This is a genomic window from Phycisphaerae bacterium, assembly GCA_018003015.1.
Lineage (GTDB): Bacteria > Planctomycetota > Phycisphaerae > UBA1845 > PWPN01 > JAGNEZ01.
Genome location: JAGNEZ010000002.1, coordinates 121,365 through 139,490, shown reverse-complemented (window position 1 = coordinate 139,490; position 18,126 = coordinate 121,365). Strand labels below are relative to the sequence as shown.

The 18,126-nt window shown below is 65.0% G+C and carries 14 protein-coding genes; 2 read left to right on the top strand and 12 right to left on the bottom strand.

What is annotated here, in order from left to right; translation table 11 throughout:
• Positions 1–7: 7 nt before the first annotated feature.
• The 9 genes from KA354_01415 to KA354_01375 form a co-directional block, all read right to left on the bottom strand.
• A complete protein-coding gene (locus tag KA354_01415; protein ID MBP7933280.1) occupies positions 8–616 on the bottom strand; it encodes a PilN domain-containing protein in 609 nt (202 codons plus the stop codon).
• On the bottom strand, positions 613–1,731 hold the full coding sequence (locus tag KA354_01410; GenBank protein ID MBP7933279.1) for a hypothetical protein: 1,119 nt from the start codon (positions 1,729–1,731) through the stop codon (positions 613–615). The genes KA354_01415 and KA354_01410 overlap by 4 nt, the downstream gene beginning before the upstream one ends.
• A 2-nt stretch (positions 1,732–1,733) precedes the next feature.
• A complete protein-coding gene (locus KA354_01405) occupies positions 1,734–2,972 on the bottom strand; it encodes a type II secretion system F family protein (GenBank protein MBP7933278.1) in 1,239 nt (412 codons plus the stop codon).
• A gap of 2 nt (positions 2,973–2,974) precedes the next feature.
• Complete coding sequence (gene tadA, locus KA354_01400; GenBank protein MBP7933277.1) at positions 2,975–4,804, bottom strand: Flp pilus assembly complex ATPase component TadA; 1,830 nt, start codon at positions 4,802–4,804, stop codon at positions 2,975–2,977.
• A 2-nt stretch (positions 4,805–4,806) separates the two neighbouring features.
• Positions 4,807–5,142 carry an STAS domain-containing protein gene (locus KA354_01395; protein MBP7933276.1) on the bottom strand — a complete coding sequence of 112 codons (336 nt, stop codon included), beginning with the start codon at positions 5,140–5,142 and terminating at the stop codon, positions 4,807–4,809.
• Positions 5,139–6,455 (bottom strand): diguanylate cyclase, encoded by a 1,317-nt coding sequence (locus KA354_01390; protein ID MBP7933275.1) that lies wholly within the window; start codon positions 6,453–6,455, stop codon positions 5,139–5,141. Before KA354_01390 ends, KA354_01395 begins: the two co-directional genes overlap by 4 nt.
• Complete coding sequence (locus KA354_01385) at positions 6,452–7,612, bottom strand: HD-GYP domain-containing protein (GenBank protein MBP7933274.1); 1,161 nt, start codon at positions 7,610–7,612, stop codon at positions 6,452–6,454. The genes KA354_01390 and KA354_01385 overlap by 4 nt, the downstream gene beginning before the upstream one ends.
• A 79-nt stretch (positions 7,613–7,691) precedes the next feature.
• A complete protein-coding gene (locus tag KA354_01380) occupies positions 7,692–8,081 on the bottom strand; it encodes a response regulator (GenBank protein MBP7933273.1) in 390 nt (129 codons plus the stop codon).
• A gap of 32 nt (positions 8,082–8,113) precedes the next feature.
• Positions 8,114–10,039, bottom strand: coding sequence for a PAS domain S-box protein (locus KA354_01375; protein ID MBP7933272.1), 1,926 nt, complete (start codon positions 10,037–10,039; stop codon positions 8,114–8,116).
• Positions 10,040–10,343: 304 nt separating this feature from the next.
• Between KA354_01375 and KA354_01370 the strand changes: the two genes are divergently transcribed.
• Positions 10,344–12,308, top strand: coding sequence for a hypothetical protein (locus tag KA354_01370; protein MBP7933271.1), 1,965 nt, complete (start codon positions 10,344–10,346; stop codon positions 12,306–12,308).
• A 12-nt stretch (positions 12,309–12,320) separates the two neighbouring features.
• Positions 12,321–13,502 carry a tetratricopeptide repeat protein gene (locus KA354_01365; protein MBP7933270.1) on the top strand — a complete coding sequence of 394 codons (1,182 nt, stop codon included), beginning with the start codon at positions 12,321–12,323 and terminating at the stop codon, positions 13,500–13,502.
• 47 nt (positions 13,503–13,549) lie between these two features.
• On the opposite strand, the gene KA354_01360 is transcribed toward KA354_01365, so the two are convergent.
• The 3 genes from KA354_01360 to KA354_01350 are packed head-to-tail and all read right to left on the bottom strand — an operon-like array spanning position 13,550 to position 18,019.
• Entirely contained in the window at positions 13,550–14,440 is an 891-nt protein-coding gene (locus tag KA354_01360; protein ID MBP7933269.1) for a trypsin-like peptidase domain-containing protein, read from the bottom strand.
• A gap of 8 nt (positions 14,441–14,448) precedes the next feature.
• The gene (locus KA354_01355; protein ID MBP7933268.1) at positions 14,449–16,173 is read right to left on the bottom strand and encodes a glycoside hydrolase family 127 protein; all 1,725 of its coding nucleotides are present in this window, start codon (positions 16,171–16,173) and stop codon (positions 14,449–14,451) included.
• A gap of 1 nt (position 16,174) precedes the next feature.
• Positions 16,175–18,019: a hypothetical protein gene (locus tag KA354_01350; protein MBP7933267.1), complete on the bottom strand. Its 1,845-nt coding sequence runs from the start codon at positions 18,017–18,019 to the stop codon at positions 16,175–16,177.
• Positions 18,020–18,126 lie beyond the last annotated feature (107 nt).

Genomic DNA, 18,126 nt, shown 5'->3' with positions numbered 1-18,126 from the left:
CCGACTCCTACCACTCGCAAGTCACGCGAAAGCTCACACCTTCCTGCTGGCCAGGCTTGCCCCTTCTTGCCTCCTCCAGCCGCACGGTCTGGAACAAATGGGTCCCGTTGATGGCCTCCAGCAAGGCCAGCAGATCGCGGTGCTCGACGGCGTTGCCGGCGATCCGCATGGCCGACACGCCGGATGCCGCCGCAGGTTTCTGTTTGCTGGCGGCGGTCCTGATCTCGAAGGCCGGAGAATCCACGTACTTGGGCGGGTCGGTCTGGATGCTGGTCAGCACGACGCGATCGGGCACAATCAGGCCGAGGTTGCCGAGCCACCGGCTCCAGCAGTGCTTCTCGCGGAGCCGCTCCGCCGCCCGGACTTCGCGAGCCATGGCCGCGGCCTCAATCTGAACGGTCTTGCGATCCGTCTTCTCCTGTTCGAGTAGCTTGGCCAGCCTGACTGCCTGGGCGCGTTGTCGCTCGACCTCGCGGACCCGGTCGCTCATGAGCAGGAATACCACGAGCTGAGCACCTATCACCACCAGGCAGGCGCTGATCCACAGGCGGCGACGACGGCGATCGCGGCGACGACGCCGGAACTGGGCGGGCAGGAGGTTGACTCGGGCGGTCATGGCGGTCCCTCCCCCAGGGCCATTCCCAGGCAGCCGGCCATGACCGAGTAGATTTCCGTTCGGGATATGGGATGCGACGGGGTCACCTTGAGGACGCCGTTCGATCCAGCCGGGGCGGCCTTGACGCCCAATTCCCGGGTCAGCCAGTCGGCCAGGCCCGGCATCCTCGAGCCGCCGCCGACGAGAACCAGGGCACCGGCCTGACGCCGCGGATACTGTTCCATGACGAACCGGAACGCCCGTTCGACATCGGCGAGCATATCCGTGAGCGGCCCGCGGAGGATCGACAGTAGGACGCCGGGCAAGGCCGCTTCGTTCAGTCGCTCCATCGAGCTGGGTGAGGTGCGGCACCCACGGATGTCGGTGCCGATACCGCTCTTTCGCTTGTAGTCCTCCGCGAGAGCGGGCTCGACGCGCAGTTCCTTGGCGATCAGCTGCGTCCAGCCGTGCCCGCCGCCACGGACGCTCCGGGCAAACACGGGCGTAGAATCCACCGCCACATAGAGCCGGTTACCGGTATGGCCCAGGTCGAGCACGCCCCAGATTTCGTCCTGTTCGCACAAGGCCGACGCCCGGCATGCCCTGACCAGGGCAAGAGCGGCCGGCTCGACCCACTCGCAGTCCATGTGTTCCGAATCGAGCGATCCGATCGCGGTGACGATGCCGGGGCGCTGGGCGGCCACGGCCATGGCGTTGGATCCGCCACCCATCGGAGCGGGCAAAGGCCATGCGCTGAGTTCGGCTTCGTCGATGGGGCAGCTGAGCCGCCTTCCGACTTCCCAGCGGATCGCGTCGGCCAGGGTGGCCGGATCCTGCGACCACACCGCCCCCGGGACGGTGAGCAGGCAGTACTCGACTTCCGATGATCCGACCACAAGACCCGCCCGACGGGTCTCGAACTGCTCGATTCCGGCCAGTCTCACGGATGCGTCCGTCGCGTTGTTCGCACCGGCGGTTTCCGCTGGGGTGGGCGATGACACGGGTAAACGGCTCTCGGTGTTGAGCCAGTGTACGACGGTCGGGAGCTCCTCCCCAAACGCCAATTGCACCGCCCGGACCGAGCGGGCCCCGCAGTCCACCGCCACCAGCGATCGCCTGGAACTGGGCCACTTCACGCTCAGGCTCCTCCCGCCAGTGTAGCCACATCGAACAACGGCATGAACAGGGAAACGGCCACGAGGCCAACGACCACACCCATAACCACAAGAATCACCGGCTCGATGATCCGCGACAGGGATGCCAGGAGCTGGGAGTTCTCCGATTCGAGGGTCCCGGCGATGAATAACAGTGACTCACCCAGCCGCCCGCTTTCTTCCCCGGTGGCGACCGCGGCAGCCATCGTGGGCGGCACGAGCGCTGACTCGCGAAGGGCGCTGCCGATGAGACGGCCATCGGTCACGGCCTCAGCCAAGTGGTCGATCAGGCCATGAAAGGCCCGGCTTCGCGTGGTGCCCCGGGCCAGATGGAGTGCGTCGATGACCCCGACGTTGTTGGCCACCAGCACGCCCCAGACTCGAAAGAACTTGGCGAGGATCACCCGCCGAACGATCGAACCGGCAACGGGAACGCGGGTGAACGCCCCCGCCCACCAGCGTTGGCCCGCGGAGCTGCGAAAGGCGAGCACCAGACCTGTGACCGTCGCGGCGACGGCGACAAGCACCACGAGCCAGTGGTTGCCGATGACATCGGAGAGGTCCATCATGATGCGTGTCGAGGCCGGCAGATCGGCACCGAGCGTGGAGAACAGCGAGCGAAAGCGGGGTAGCACGAAGCCGAACAGGCCGCCCATGACTCCGAAGCACATGAGCACCAGCACGGCCGGATAGGTCAGGGCGCCGATCAGCCGCTGCCGTATTTCCTGCTGCTTCCTGGTGTATTCCGCGAGTTGGGTAAAGGCCCCGGGCATCTGTCCGGTGGACTCGCCGGCGGCGGTCAGGCTGCGAAACACGCCGTCAAAGACCTTGGCATGATCGGCCAACGCGACGCTCATAGGAACGCCATCCTCGACCCGAGCCCGGAGTTGGCGGATCAGCCGTTTCATGGCGTCGCTCTGGGCCTGGTGTTCGACGGCCTGCAGGGCGGGCACCATTCGGGCTCCGCTGCCGAGCAGCATGGCCATCTGCTGGGTGAAGTAGACCACATCGCGCGAGCGCACGCGTCCGGTTTTCTTGGAGGCATGGCTCGCGGCGGCAGCTGGGGTCTCGGTGGCCGTCTCCCTTTCCGCCGTCTCGGTCAGCCGGGTAACCAGGAGTCCCTTAGCCTGGAGCAAGCGCGCGGCTTCATCGACTGAGGCGGCATGGATCAGGTCGCGCACCGCCCGGCCGGAAGGATCGATCGCCTGATAGCAGAACGCCACGCTCAATCACTCCTGTTTCCGTGAGCGGCTCCAGCCAAGGCTGGTGTCGAATGATCCCGTTGGCCCTCTGGACAACCTGCGGTGTTCTTGGCTGCCGACGCCGGGCGACTCTCGGCCCGGATTTCCTCCTGGGTATCCGAATGGGTGACCCGCAGGACCTCTTCGAGTGTGCTCCGACCGTTCTCGACGAGATGCAGGCCTTCCTCGCGAAGGGAGCGCCAGCCGCGATCGCGGAGGTAGCGTTTGATGTCCTGTTCGTCCTGCTGCCGATGGATCAGCTCGCGCAGGCCGTCGTCGACCTCGAGGATCTCGTAGATTCCCATCCGGCCCCGGAAGCCGGAGTCGTGGCATTGGCGGCATCCCTCGCCCTTCTGGAAGGCCCGCGGGCCAGCCTTTTCCCAACCTGCCTGGAGCAGGGCCGCCGGGGAGGGGAAATACGAGGTCCGGCAGTTACCGCAGATTGTGCGTGCCAGCCGCTGGGCGACGACACCGTTCAGGGCGGAGGCGATCAGATAGGGTTCGACCTCCATGTCCGTCAGGCGGGCCAGCGCCCCGGGGCTGTCATTGGTGTGAAGGGTGCTCAGCACCAGGTGGCCGGTCAGAGCCGCCTGGATCGCCACGCGGGCGGTGTCGGAATCGCGAATCTCGCCGACCATGATCACATCCGGGTCCTGCCGCAGAATCGAACGCAGGGCCCGTGAGAACGTCAGGCCGACGTGATCTGCCACCTGGATCTGGTTGATCAGGTCGAGCTGATACTCGACCGGGTCCTCGACGGTCACGATGTTACGTTCCGTGCTGCGGAGCAGGTCGAGGGCCGAATAGAGGGTGGTGGTCTTACCGCTGCCGGTCGGGCCGGTGACCAGCACCAGTCCGTGGGGCTTCATCAGCATGCGGCGGAAAGCGGCGAGGGCCTCGGGCTGAAAACCGAGGGTTGCCAGCTCGATCTTGAGATTGGATTTATCCAGGATGCGAAGCACGATCTTCTCGCCGAGAATGGTGGGCATGCTGGACACGCGGATGTCGATCTCTCGCCCCTCTGCGACGATGTGGACTCGCCCTTCCTGGGGCAGGCGTTTCTCGGCGATGTCCATCTTGCCGATGACCTTGATTCGGGAGACGATGGCCGCGTGCATCGTCGCCGGCGGATTCATCAACTCCCGGAGAATACCGTCGATGCGATAGCGGATCCGGGTCCGTTTGCGGTCCGGCTCGACGTGAATGTCGCTCGCCCCGTCGCGAATCGCGGTGAGCATGGCCAGGTTGACCAGATTGATCACCGGGCTACCGTCGATCATCTGGTCCAGGTCGGTGACGGGAGAGTCGTCCACGCTCTCACGCTCGACGACCTCCACATCGCTCTCCTTGAGCGACACCAGGAAGTCATCCACGGACACGTCGCCAGTCAGGTATTTCTGTGAGAACTCCTCGACGTCCTTCTCCAGGGTGAGGATGGGCCGGATCTCGCAACCAGTGAGCTGCTGCAGGCGGTCGATGGTCGGCAGGTTCTGGGGCTCGGCCATGGCGACGATGAGCCGGTTGCGGATCTTGAACATGGGGAGGACCTTGAGCCGTTTGCCCTCCTCCCGGTCGATGAGTCTGGCCACCGCGGGGTCGACCAGCCCGTGGCGGAGGTGGCAGCCCTTGACCCCAAGTTTGTTGGCCAGGGTCTGGACCAGGGCGGCGGCCGTCACCACGCCCTGCTTGACCAGTATTTCGCCGAGTCTGTGGCCGCTCTGTTGATGCTCTGCCAGGGCGGCGCGGAGCTGATCCTGGTTGATCACGCCGGCTTCCAGCAGGGTCTGGCCGAGTTGTACCTTTTGACGCAGCACGGCTACAGGAAACTCCTCACCGCGGTTTCAACCGAATCGAATGGCTCGAACTCCCCGAGGAGATCGGTCACATCCAGTATTTCGCGCAAGGTGTCGGTCAGTCCGGCGACCTTTGCGTTCTGGCCGGCCGATCGCTGGCGGTCCGCAAAATCCAGCAAGGCCTCCAGGGCCAGGGAATCCGCGTAGGGAACGCCGCTCAGGTCGAGCACGACCCGGCCTGCGGCCGACTGCCGGGTCATCTCCATGGCCGACACGAGCTCCTCGACCTCGGCTTGGGTTACCGACCCGCGAGGAGCGACCACGCCGACGCTTCCGACCTTCTGGCGCTCGATCTTCACGGTTGTCCCTCCCCGCACAGGACCGCCTGCTGAGCCGGTTGCGGCTTGGACGGAGTAGCCAAGGACCGGGCCGGTGGTGTTTCATCAGCCACGTACAGGTCCTGCTGGAGCCGGCGGGCCTCGCCGGACGCCGCCAGGGCCCGCTTGAGCAGGTCGGCAAAGGTCAGCCGTTGAACCGGCAGGCCTTCGACCTCGGCCAAGGCCGTCTCGGCGTTCTCCGGTCGGGGGCGTGCCACTCGGTGATTCGAAGCCAGCCCGCAGCGGATCTTGACGGAGTCTAAAGCCATAACTGACTGGCAGCTAGCGAAATCACCCTCTCCGGGATTCCCTTCGTCTGACCCGGCAGCAAGGCCTCCGACGGCCGTCTGCAATGCCTCTCGCACCCACCCGATCACCTTCTCGGCAATCAGGCGGCCGAGTCCCACGTCCAGCCAGCGAAGAAGAACCACGAATCGATCGTCACTGAATCGGCCGACGAGATCATCGTTGCGGAGCTTGCGCCTCAGAACGCGACCCGCTTCGAGGATGATGCGATCGCGAAGCGTCCAGTGTCCCAGATCGTCGAATCGGCGCAGGCCCTCCACCGCAACGGCCATGACGACGATCGGCTCTCCTTCCCGTCTGGCCTCGGCGGTCGCACTCTCCCCGGTGCTGAGGAAGTCGGCTCGATTGAGCACTCCGCTGCCGCGGTCGGTCCGCCGGGCGATCTGCAGATGCTCGTAGTCGCGGACGTGCAGCCAGAAGGCACTGATCAACTGCGACAGCCCGTCGAGCATGGATCGGTCTGACAAGCTGGTTTCAGGCAAATCGCCTACCACCACCAGACCGACGGCCTGCCTGCCGGCGCCCTGCACGCCGCCGCTTGCCTCGGGTGAGGCGGGACAGAGGATCGGGAACATCCAGGCGACGGGTCCCTGCTCAAGCACCGGTCGGGGGCTCTGCGTCGCCCGGCCGGATCCTGGTTCAGGAAGCTGGAGTGAACTGAGCACCTGCTGCGCCGACTCCGCCGCAAGCCGGTCTACCATCGGACCGTGGCTCCAGTCGCCCTGGACATACACCCGTCCCAGATTCAGCACGTGGCCCATGAGGGTGGTCGGCGCGATCGCGCCGGAGGCGCTTCGGGCGTCCTGGGACAACGAGCGCAGGACCCGGCCGTTCTCGGCGGTGTGGAACAGGCGGACCCGCTTGGCTCCGGCGATGTCCAGAAGGGTTTCGCGAACGAACAGATCAAAGGCCGGCCACAGGCACGTTTCGGTGTCCTGAGCGGACCACCAATCGAGGAAACTCGACGTCACCGTGCTCAAGCTCATCATCCCGCCTCCTGTGGCCCGAGGCCAAAGAGTTCCTCCAGTTCCGGGGGCCGCAGTCGCTCGACCCGCTCCACGACCTTAATGAACTTCTCGACGACCGCGGGATCCATCTTCGTTCCCGATTCCTGCTGAATAATGCCGAGGGCCCGGCGTGTGTCGAACTTGCGGCGGTAGGACCGGTCGGACGTCAATGCGTCGAAGACATCGACGACGTGCATGACCCGCCCGGCCAGGGAGATCTCTTCCCCCCGAAGGCCGTTCGGGTAACCCGTCCCGTCGAAGTTCTCGTGGTGCTCGATCACGATGCGCATGACACCTGCGAGCGAGGCGACCGGCTTGAGGACCTCGTAGCTCATCTGCGGATGGCGTTTGATGATCGCGTATTCGTCATCCGTGAGCTTACCGGGCTTGTTGAGAATCGCCTCGGGAATCCCGATTTTGCCGATGTCGTGCAGCAAGCCGGCCCACTCCAACTCTTGAAGCTGTTCGGGCGAAAGGCCGAGTTCCTGGCCGGTCAGCCGGGCGAGTACGCCGACCCGCTCGGAGTGGCCGCAGGTGTACGGGTCCTTCTTATCGATCGCACTGACCAGTGCGCGGACCGCCTCGAACGAAGTTCGTTTCAGCCGTTCGACCAGGTGCATGTTGCGGAGCACGTGGCCGCCATAGGCCAGCACGGAGTCAAGCAGCAGCATGTCCCCGGCGGTGAATTCGGCGCAGCACCGGACTGCGGTCACGACCAGGGGCGGTCCTCCGTCGCGCGATCGAAGTGGCCCGGCCATAGCGTGCGTACCACCGGAGGGTAGACCTGCACAAGGCGATGACACGGTGCGAACCACCACCCGCTCCTCGTGGATGGCCCGGCTGGCCAGTTCGTTGATCTCCAGTTCAACCTCTGGCGGCAGCGTGCAGTTTCCGCAGGCCACCGGATCACGGAGGATGAACTCGTCCATGAGGCTCGACCGGCCCACGCACCAAACCCCCTGAGCATTCAGGATGGCCTTGAGTCGTTCACAGAGCAGTCGCTTGACCTCGTAGGCGTCGGTGAGCCCGGCGATCTGGGCGGTCACGTCGAAGATCAAGTTGAGCTGCTCGTAGGTTCGCAGGACCTCGTCTGCCAGTCCCTCGTTCTCCTTGAGCAGGGATTCGAGGCTGGCGGTCATGCCGCCGAGGACTCCCTCGGTTCCGCTTGCAGGGCCGGGGCAAGATGCAGGTGCTGTTTCGTTGGACCCTGTCATCAGATTATCCCCGAGCAGATGCCGGCCCCGCGACCACCGCCAGCTTGTCCTCAATCACCTGGATCAGCCGGGAAGGGCTGAACGGCTTGGGGTGTACGACTCCACCATTGGTTCTGATCGCGTCGGAGATTTCCTTCTGATCGCAGCGCGAGCTCAGCAGGATCGCGCCGTTGGGCAGAAGGCCCTCCGCCTTGCCGGCTTGCAGGAGTTCGATCCCACTCATGCCGGGCATGTTGATATCCGACACGAGGAGGTCTATGCCTCCTGCGCGAAGGCGATGTAGGGCATCGGACCCGTTGCGCGCCTCGCTGACCTGGTGCCCGTTTCGCTTGAGCCACAGGGCGACGACGCGGAGGATGTGCACATCGTCCTCTGCCACCAAGATGACCGCCATGAACAGGCTCCTCGTCACAGGTCGCCCGCCAATCAGGCATTGCTGACCGGCAAGGTGACATGGAATGTCGACCCTCGCCCCAATGTGCTCTCCACGGTCACGTTTCCGCCGTGGAGCCGAATCGTCTCCTTGACGATGGCCAGACCGAGCCCGGTGCCGGGCTCCGCCTCGACGCGCTCGTCGTGGACCCGATAGAACTTCTCGAAGATCTTCTCGTGGTGGGCTTCGTCGATCCCGACGCCGGTGTCGGACACCGAGATGCGAAGCACCCCCGGACCCTGAGCATGCTCGTTCTCCTTCTCTACGACGCAGGACACCTCCACATGCCCTCCCGAGGGGGTGTACTTGACCGCGTTGCCGACCAGGTTGGCCATGACCGCGGCCAACCGTTCCTTGTCACCGCGGATCACCGGGAGCTTGGGAGGCAGCCGCAGCCGCAAGTCGATGCCCTTGGCCTCGGCCTGGGCCTGCATGTCTTGAACGGCGTCGCGGACCATGCGATCGGCGTACACCTCCCCAAACGACAGGCGAGCCGAGCCAACCTCGAGCTGCGACACGCTGAGAATGCCCTCGACCAGCCGACCCAGCCGCTCCGTTTCGCCGGAGATCACGTTGTAGCACTCGCGCAGGGCGACCGGGTCGTCGAGCACGCCGCCCGCCAGGGTCTCGGCGTAGGCCCGGATGTTGGTTAGGGGTGTTCTCAGCTCGTGGGTCACGTGGTAGAGGAAGTCGTCCTGGGCCCGTTCGACCTCCTTGAACTGGCTTACGTCCTGCAGGAAGATGACCTTACCACTTACGACCGCCGCTTTCTCCAGTGCAACAGCCATGAAGCGGATTGTGGTCGAACCCTCGGTACCTTCGAGGGTGTGGTCGGTCCAGCGGCTTGGGCCCCGGTTAACGCTCAGCACACCCGCCGATATCGGTTCGGGCAGGACCTCCCTGACCTCCCTGCCGGCCAAATCCTCCTCGCGCATGCCAAGCATCCGTGATGCCGATCGGTTGGCGAAAGCGATCTTGCCGTCATCTTCCGCGATCAGCACGCCGTGGGGCATCTGACGGAGAACCGCCGCGAGTCGCTCGGATCGATAGCCGTCGAGCGTCGACTCAACTGCCGTCCGCAGGTGGGCCGAGCGCATCTCCTCCTGCATGTCGTTCGCGAACTCGATCAGCCGGTTCCACGCCGCTGCCGCCTGATCCATCGAGTCATTTACGCGCATGGTGGCCAGCTGCTCGGCGATCTGGTCTCCGCTGCTCAGGAGGCGTTCTCGAATCGTCGCCATGGGCCGCAGCGCCCGGCTGGCGGCCCGGTAGAGTACCCAGAAGAGGCCCATCCCTGCCAAGGCTACGTATCCGATAGACGCCCACCAGGCGAACACCTCTCCGCGACCCTTCGCTCGAGCACCTTCGACCACCAGCCAGGCCAGCGAAACCGGACGTTTCGATGTCGGCGATGAGACGGCACTTTCGGTCGGCCCGCTGGCCGCCCGAGCCGGTGCAGCGGTCTTGCGGAGCCGGATGGCCACGGTGGAAGCTTCCCCCTCTGATTCCAGGGGCATGGAAACCGCTTCGACATCCGCGACGCCGATCAATCGGCCGGCCAGTTCCTCGCTCAGGGCCTTGCCGACGCGTGATTGCTCCGTACTCGCGAGGATGCGCCCGTCTCGCCCCACGATCTCGCAACGCCGAATACTCGGGTCCTGCCGGGCACGCCTCAGCTCGCTCACGGCCGCATCATAGGACTCGCCCTGGGCGGTGTTGCCCACGGCCCGCGCCAGCCAGAAGGTCTGCCGAAGCAGGAAATCTCGTTCCTGAGCCTGCGTCTCAAGGCGATGAGACCAGAGGGAGACGGCCCCCAGCGCAAGGCTCACCCCAAGGTATAGACCCGTGAGACTCAGGCCGACCCAACCCGGGATGCCATCCGGGCGGTGCTGCCGGGCCTTTGCGTATCCCCATCTCATCCTGGACCTCCGGGCCGATAACCACCAGCCAACGTCCGCTAACCGTCTCCCTCCTGGAAACTGGGGCACAGAGCACCCTCCCGTGTTATCGTTCCGGCCCCCGCATGACTTAACACCCATAGCCCACCCCTGGCACTATGGTTTGTGGCCGAAGGTCCGCATTCCACAGCTAAAGGTCCGCATTTCAGGCGTCGATACCGATAACCAGGCGAAGGACTCGCCCCCAACGTGCCCAGGTCCGACCGCGGCCGACCGCCCCCGGACCGAGGTACCGCTACTGGAAAGAGGAGCCAAGGACGGGCGAATGATCCGATCGAGGCGTTACCGGCTGCGTCTTCTGCTCGTGCTTCTGGCAGCTCAGCTAGGCTGGGCTACCGCCCCGCTTCTGGCGGCCGAGAGGCGACCGGCAACCCGGCCCGCCTCGACCCGCCCTGCGGCCGGTGCTTTGTCGCGGCTACTCGGGCTGTCCGCGGCTCGTCCGGCGAAAGGGTCGGTTTTAGAGGGCGAGTCGATGAAGGCGGAGGCGTCACCTGAGGGCCGGCTGGCCGACGATGCCCCCGAGCCGGAAGTGCAGGTGTCGTCGCGAGGTACCATCGAACTGCACGTCGCGGACGCGGATTTGTCGACCGTGCTCAAGGCCCTCAGCCGTCAGAGCCGCAGAAACATCATCGCTGCCAAGGACGTGGAAGGGAAAGTCACCGCGGATCTCTACGACCTAACGCTTGAGCAGACGCTGGATGCGATCCTCAAGGCCAACGGTTGCGGCTGGCGGGAGAGCGACGGCCTCATCTACGTCTACACCAGCGAAGAGCTGGCCAGGATCCAGGACGCTGAACGCCCGCCCGAGTGCCGCGTCTTCCATCTCAAGCACGTCAACGGAGAGGAGGCCAGCAAACTGCTGCAGCCGCTGCTGAGCAAGGAAGGCCGAATCACGGTCACGTCCAAAACCCAAGTAGGCGTATCGGAAGGAGACACCGAGTCGGGCGGCAACAGCCTGGCCAACGAGGACTACCTGCTGATCATCGACACGCCGGAGCGGTTGGCCGCCATAGCCAAGGTACTCGACGAAATCGATGCTCGCCCCAAGCAAGTGCTGATCGAAGCCACCATTCTCCGTGCCCAATTGAACCAGGACAACGCCATGGGCATCGACTTCAACATTGTCACCGGCGTTGACCTTCGAATGCTGAACTCGGTTTCCACGGGCGTCACCGATCTGACCACCGGCGACGTACCCCAGGGGATGCTCCAGGAAACCAACATGGCATTCAGGGAGGACTTCACCTCCGCGGTGCCCGCAGGCGGTTTCACGTTCGGGATCATCAAGGACCACGTGGGAGCGTTCGTTCGGGCCCTCGAGTCAGTCACTGACACGACGGTCATCGCCAACCCGAAAGTCCTCGCCTTGAACAAGCAGCGTGGCGAAGTGATCGTCGGGCGGCGTGACGGCTATCTGACCACGACCGTCACCGAAACCACCGCCACCCAGACGGTGCAGTTCCTCGAGACCGGCACTCAGCTGATCTTCCGGCCGTTCATCGAGAACAACGGCTACGTTCGAATGGAGATCCATCCCAAGGACAGCAGTGGCGGTCTCACCGCGGCCAACCTGCCCTTTGAACAGACCACCGAGGTCACCACGAACATCACCGTTCGCGACGGACACACGATCCTGATCGGCGGCCTGTTCCGCGAGGTCAGCAAGGCGGCCCGCAGCCAGATCCCCTACCTTGGCAACCTCCCGCTGGCCGGCGTCCTCTTCCGCAACACGGCCGACAACACTCAGCGGGAGGAGGTCATCATCCTGCTCACCGTCCACATTGTGAAGGACGACGACCAGCTCAACGAGGAAAGCCGCAAGGCGATGGAGAACGTCGAACGATACCGAGCCGGGCTGCGGGCCGGGCTGCAGCCGTACGGCCGCGAGCGGCTGGCCCAGGCCCACTATCACTGGGCCATGCAGCACCTTGCCAAGGGGAACACACAGCGGGCCCTCTGGGACGCCCGCCTGGCCACCCACTTGAACCCCATGTTCCTGGAAGCCATCGAGCTGAGCGAGAGACTCACCAACGAGCGAGCGTGGGAAGCCGATGGCAGCACGGCGAACAACTTCGTACTGCGTGAGATCCTGAGAACGGAAGGCGATACTCGACCTCTCCACGGACGGCCGAGCCTGGATCTGCCGATCATGGACACGAACCGGAGCGGGGGCCAGCGGCAATCCGAAGCGAAACCCGCCGGCACGAGTTCCGCTGAATCCAAACCATAGGACGATCGACCCATGATGCGCACGATGAGCCTGTGGATGACCACCTGTGCCTTGATGGCACTAACCGGCTGTACTGCCCTGGCCCCGACGGACATCAAGAAGGAAGCACAGGGGCGATGGGAGAAAGTCCGCGGACAGGTCAAGCTCCAGCTGGCCCAGGAACACCTTCAGGCTGGACGGATCCTGGATGCCGAGCGTCAGTTGAAGGAGGCGTTGGCCCTCGATTCCTCGTCCGCGGACGCTCACATCCTGGCCGCTCGCCTGAACCTTGAACGCGGCGAGCTGGCCGGGGCGCGCTCGTCGCTGAACACCGCCATCCAGTTGAGCGGTTCCTCCGCGGAGACTGAGCACCTTCTCGGTGTCATCGCCGAATGGACCGATGATGCCCAGGGCGCTCTCGAGCATTACCGCCGTGCCGCTCAACTCGCACCCAACAATCCGGCGTACGTCATTGCGCAAGGGGAGATCCTGGTTACGCTGGGACGATTCTCGGAGGCGATGGAGCTGGTCCGCACCCGCCGAACCGACTTCGCCGGCAATCCGGCAATGTGTACTTTCACGGGCAACGTCCACAGTTCGCTGGGGGAATGCAAGGAAGCGGTCGCGGCCTATCGCGAGGCGGCCTTGCTCGTTCCGCACGATGCCCAGGCCCAGGCGCGCCTTGGCACCGCCCTGTCCCGCGCGGGCCACTATCAGGAGGCTATCTCCGTGCTGACTCCGGTGGTGGCCGGTCGCAAAGACGCCCCCTGGTCAGCTCGGTTGGCCCTGGGCCTGGCCCACCTCGAGCATGCCGATCCCGCCTCCGCCCGAGACGTCTTCCGGGAGGCCGCGCGGCTGGAACCGGCCCACGCCGATCCCCACGCCTATCTGGCCCGAGCGGCCATCCGTCAGGGGGACTACACCACTGCCCGCCAGAGCATCGAGAAGGCCTGTCAACTTGCGCCGAGCAACGCCGGGCATTGGCTGCTGCTCGGCTATGTCTGCACTCGCCAGGCGGACAACGCTCGGGCCCGGACGGCCCTCGAGACGGCACTCAAGCTCACCCCCAGTGATCCTGTGGCCCACTACCTCATGGGTCGCACACTCGAGTCCGTGGGCCAGGCCACCGAGGCCATTCGCCACTATCGTCAGGCACGGGAAGCCGATCCCAACCATCCGCTGGCCCGCGACCTCCTGGCCGCCGCCCCACAGTAGCATACGCCGCGCAGGATAGCCGCCGGTTCACTGACTGCCGCCACTGCTCAGGGCTTGATGAGAGCGAGAACGTCGGCGGCGCGGACGGTATCGTGGAACACCATCACCGTCTCGCTGCCGTGGGCCTGGTCGGTACCCGCGGAGCGCAGTCTCTCACCGTGGACCGATACGGCCGAGAAGTGGGCGACGGCATTCCCGAACCGATCCAGGACGGCGGCACCGCTGGAGCCGGGTGCGCCCTCCACCGAGACGTTGATCCGCACCGGGTATCGCTCCTTCGAATTGGCTGGATGCAGGTGCTGGTAGATGCGGTTCACCATGCCCCGACTGAAGAACCCGGGGCGATTGGCTGGATCGCTGTAACACCAGACGTCGTCGCCCGGGGCGATCCGGCCGCTGAGCGGCAGCGGCCGCAGCGGCTTGTCCGACGCGATCTTGACGATGCAGGAATCGGTGAACCGGCTGCCGGCGAGGATCTCCGTCACCGGCACGACGTCCCCAGCATCGGTCACGGCCAGCAGGTAGCCCTCTCTCATGTCCTTGGGATCGACCACGTGGAAACAGGTTGCCACGGCGCCGTCGCCGGTAATCGCATAGCCGCCGGCGACATTGAAGTGCCATTTGCTGCACTTGCTGCACAGGAAGTAGTAGCCCACTCGTACGTGGGCGCTGCGAGCCAGATTCCAGAGTTCACCCCCGCTCAGCGGTCGGATCCTGACCGGGGCAAGCGACAGCTGGCATGAGGACTTGCGGAGCTGAGCCTTGACCTCCTTCGTTTCCAGAAGCCGACCGGCTTCCTTCAGTCTCTTCGCCTGCTCGATCCACTCGGGATCGGTCCCGTGATACTCGCGGATGATCGCGCCTTCCGGAGCCCCAACGGGTGAACAACCCGCCACCCACACCAGCATCCCACACAGGGCCACAGCCATTGTTCTCATGTCCGCCCTCACTCAGCTTTCCTGGTCTGGAACAAGATGCGCTTCCGCGCGGGCTCCTTCACGTCGGGCGTCAGCCACCCGGCCGAGACAACGTCCAGCACTCTCACGCGATCCGAAGGGTCGACCACCCACACCCGCCCGGCGGCATCCAAGACCGGTCGGCCGGCGCCGTCCACACGAACGGTCCATGGCACGTCCACATTGGCCTCCGCGCTCGAGAGCCCCAGGCACAACGGGCCTTCAAAAACGGCCATTGCCTTCGGATCCTCGGCGGGCCACGGAATACCGTACACTTCCGTTCCGAGTGCGACGTCCACGACGGCCGACGCCCGCCAGTCACGCGATATCACCACCCGCCGACCCGGGCCGGTACTTCCCATCGGCAACCCGTCGCATGTCACCTTCGCTGATCGCGCCCAAAGGGGCACCCGCAGAGACAGAACGCACGATCGAGGCTTTTCACACGTCACCCGAATCCGCACCCGTTCCATACGCGGAAAGTCGCTGCTGATTTCCAGACACATGCCCCATTCGGCGATTCTGATTTCGGCCGCGGGATAGAGGTTGACGTTCAGCGTTCCGTCTGCGACGGTGGCAATGAACCGCCCCACCTGCCCCAAAGCCCACTGCCCCCACAGCGAGCAGCAGCCGGGATTCTCGCTGCCGAACCGCCCATCCCAACCTTGCCAGTTCTTCCCACCGACGATGTCCTGAGCAAAGGTGCGATGTCCGAACCCCCCGGTGTGAAACTGGTTGGTGAAGAAGTGGTTCACCAGAGTGTGCTCGGCGTCATCGAGATAGCGCTCCTCGCCGGTGAGGGTGTACATCATCAAGTTGACGACGATCCAATCTGCCAACGCACATCCCTCGTCCTGGGGTGAGCCCGGCATCTCTTCGGGCAGACCGCCATCAACCGTGCGGGACTCCCGGCACCAGGCGAGATAGTCCTCGACCTTGGCCAGGTACTCCTTCTTCCCGGTGACCCGAGCCAGATCGATCAGCCCGCGACACAGGGAGAGCGAATGATGGGTGTGCTTGGTCCGGCCGGCGCGCTGGGCCAGGCGTTCGGCGAACTCGATGGCCCACTTGTCGCCCCCCTGTTCCGCCAGAGCCACGAGGCCATCCAGACAGTGGCCGTAGAACTCGTGGAGCTTGCCACCGGAGCGGGCCTCCCATTTTGGCGCGATCGCTTCGAAGTAGCGTGCCAGCCTCCGAGCCGCCTCCAGGTAACGTGGATCCTGCGTGTCCGCGAACGCATCCATCAGACCACGAAGGGCGAACGCGTTACCCGAGGGAATCCGCGCATCATCCGAACCGGCGGAGCCCGGCGGCCCGAAATGGCCCTCCCTGGTCTGCAGCGGCAGAATCGCGTCCGCAACCGCCTTGCGATGCCACGCCGCCTGCGACCAGCCGTAGCCCTCGGCCACATTCAGTACCGAGAGCCACCGACCGACCTGGTCCCCCGGCCAGTCCCACCACAACGCCCCCGGCTTGCCGGCCGCACTGGCCGCGAAACTCGACAGAGGGTACCGGTCTGTCCGGGTCAACAGATTGCACGTGGCTGCCACGTACCGAGTGCCTAATTCACCGGACAACCGAACAGCGGCGAATGGCATCGGCTTCGATCCGCCTGCCTGCTGCGGACTCTCGGGAAGATCATCCGCCATTGCAGGAGCGCAGCCGACGGCCGTCAGACAGCAACCCCAGATGCTCGCCAGCACGGCTCGATTCATCTCACCCACCCCGTCCTTTCGCGAGCGCGCCAATATCTCGCAGCATCTGCTCTTTCACGTCGTTGGGCAATCGCGTCAATCCAAATCCATCTCCCCAGCCGTTGGTCACACTCACCGCGGCGCCGACCTTGCGGGCCAGATCCATCTGGGCCGGCCACAGCGACTTGTATAGCCAGGCACAGGGCAGCCAGGCTTTCTGGCCTAGTGCGGCCATATACCGGATCGGCGGTTTGCGGTAGAGCTCGTGCCCGAGCAGTCGATCATAGCAGTGATCGCCGCCCTCGCCGTCGCCCCACAGGCAGAAGTTGGACATCGAGCAGTCGCTGGCGAAGAGAGCCTTCTCCGGTCCGAACGACCGCACCGTCTTCCGGAGTTGCCGCATCAGTTCGATACCGCCGGGTGACAGCGGGCCGCTGCGATCCTTGTGATGCTCCCAGCCCCAGGCGGCGAACGTCTCGTCAAGCACGATCGCATCGGGATTCAGCAGTTCCATGATCCAGGCCGCCTGCTGCACCAGGTGATCGCGCCACTGCTTTGAGCTGTGTGACATCCGCCACGACTTCTTGATCGTATCCGGGCCCACCCAACCGAACGGCGTGGGCTTGCCCGCCGCATCGACCAGGATCGAGTCCCTCATTCTCTCGAACAGAGGCGAGCCCTCGTCCAGAATCGCGTAGTGCATGTAGATGGCCGGCCGAACACCCGCCTTTCGGGTCGCATCAACCCGGGCCCTGATCTTCTCGAGACTCATGGTCACCGGCCCGGCCGCGTCACCGGGCATGGCCTTCCATTCCTTCCGGTCGGGATGGATGAAGTCGCCGTAGGACAAGTAGTAGCCGTGCTGTGTGGCCATGCCGACGTGAAACTCGCCGAAATGCGGGAGGTCGAGATCGTAGCCGTCCCCGCGCGGTCCTTCCGCCTTGACCCCGGACAGGAAATCGTAGTAGTGAACACGAACGTCGCGTGGCCAGGCGATGGCCGGGAACTCATCCCTGTGGGCGAACTCATGGAACACCCGCCAGGCCTCCCCGGCGTCGCCGGAGTGGACCAGCAGGAAGGCCCTGACCGTCTGGGATTGCCCGGCCGCCAGCCGCACCCGCCGACCCAATCGCCAGGCCCGTGACGAAACCCCCTGCAAGGCCTGCCACATGAGCGGCTCGGTGGATGTGCCGAACAACGCGACATGGCAAGCACCCTTCTCCGCGAGGATGTCGACCACCGGCGCTAACAGCGTCGCCCGCGTACGGGTCCGCATCGGATCGCTGGCTTGCACTTCCAGATAGTGACAGGCGAAGCCCTCGGAGCCAATTGGCTGCTGACAGTCTTTCAGCCGATGGTGCGTCCCGTCGTCGGGATCGCCCAGACTTGCCGCCGACAGCGGCACGTACACCTTCTGATCGGCCGGGTTTCGACAGGGACGTGCGCCGGTCACGAATCCCGCGAACACCTCGCAAGGCTGATCCGAGCCGTTCCGCAGCGTCAGCGTCGCCTCGAGCAGGTCCTCCCGGCAACCGCCGGTCGCCCGGTGTAGCTGATGAGCCAGCACAACCTGCACCGGGCCGCAAGCGCCCCTCGACGCTCCGCACCCGAATTTCACCTCCGGGCCGGGCTTGCCGTCCTCGATCGACCGGCAGAAAGCATCGAAAAGGCCGACCTTCTCCTCAGGATTCACCAGGGGTTGCCCGTCCACCGCGACCCCGTCGAACAACTTCGAGCTCTCATGCCGGCGCCACGCGATCCCGGATCCTCCGCCGGCCTCTACCTCCTGACCCGGGAGTCTCTTCGATCTCATCGTTGCGCTGAGGATCGCCGCACCACCTAGGGCCATGAATTCGCGTCGGTTCAACGCAGAGACTCCTTCGCAGGCAAGAGAAGAGCGACCGCCCGGCGTTCGCATCCGGACCCCGCACCCACTCCGTCGCTTGGACTGAGATTATACTACCGGAATCGAAC

Excerpts from the sequence above, each read along its gene's own strand:
- KA354_01390 (MBP7933275.1), bottom strand. The coding sequence starts at position 6,455 with ATGATGAGCTTGAGCACGGTGACGTCGAGTTTCCTCGATTGGTGGTCC.
- KA354_01365 (MBP7933270.1), top strand. The coding sequence starts at position 12,321 with ATGATGCGCACGATGAGCCTGTGGATGACCACCTGTGCCTTGATGGCA.
- KA354_01375 (MBP7933272.1), bottom strand. The coding sequence starts at position 10,039 with ATGAGATGGGGATACGCAAAGGCCCGGCAGCACCGCCCGGATGGCATC.
- KA354_01355 (MBP7933268.1), bottom strand. The coding sequence starts at position 16,173 with ATGAATCGAGCCGTGCTGGCGAGCATCTGGGGTTGCTGTCTGACGGCC.
- KA354_01415 (MBP7933280.1), bottom strand. The coding sequence starts at position 616 with ATGACCGCCCGAGTCAACCTCCTGCCCGCCCAGTTCCGGCGTCGTCGC.
- KA354_01370 (MBP7933271.1), top strand. The coding sequence starts at position 10,344 with ATGATCCGATCGAGGCGTTACCGGCTGCGTCTTCTGCTCGTGCTTCTG.
- KA354_01380 (MBP7933273.1), bottom strand. The coding sequence starts at position 8,081 with ATGGCGGTCATCTTGGTGGCAGAGGACGATGTGCACATCCTCCGCGTC.
- KA354_01360 (MBP7933269.1), bottom strand. The coding sequence starts at position 14,440 with ATGAGAACAATGGCTGTGGCCCTGTGTGGGATGCTGGTGTGGGTGGCG.
- KA354_01385 (MBP7933274.1), bottom strand. The coding sequence starts at position 7,612 with ATGACCGCCAGCCTCGAATCCCTGCTCAAGGAGAACGAGGGACTGGCA.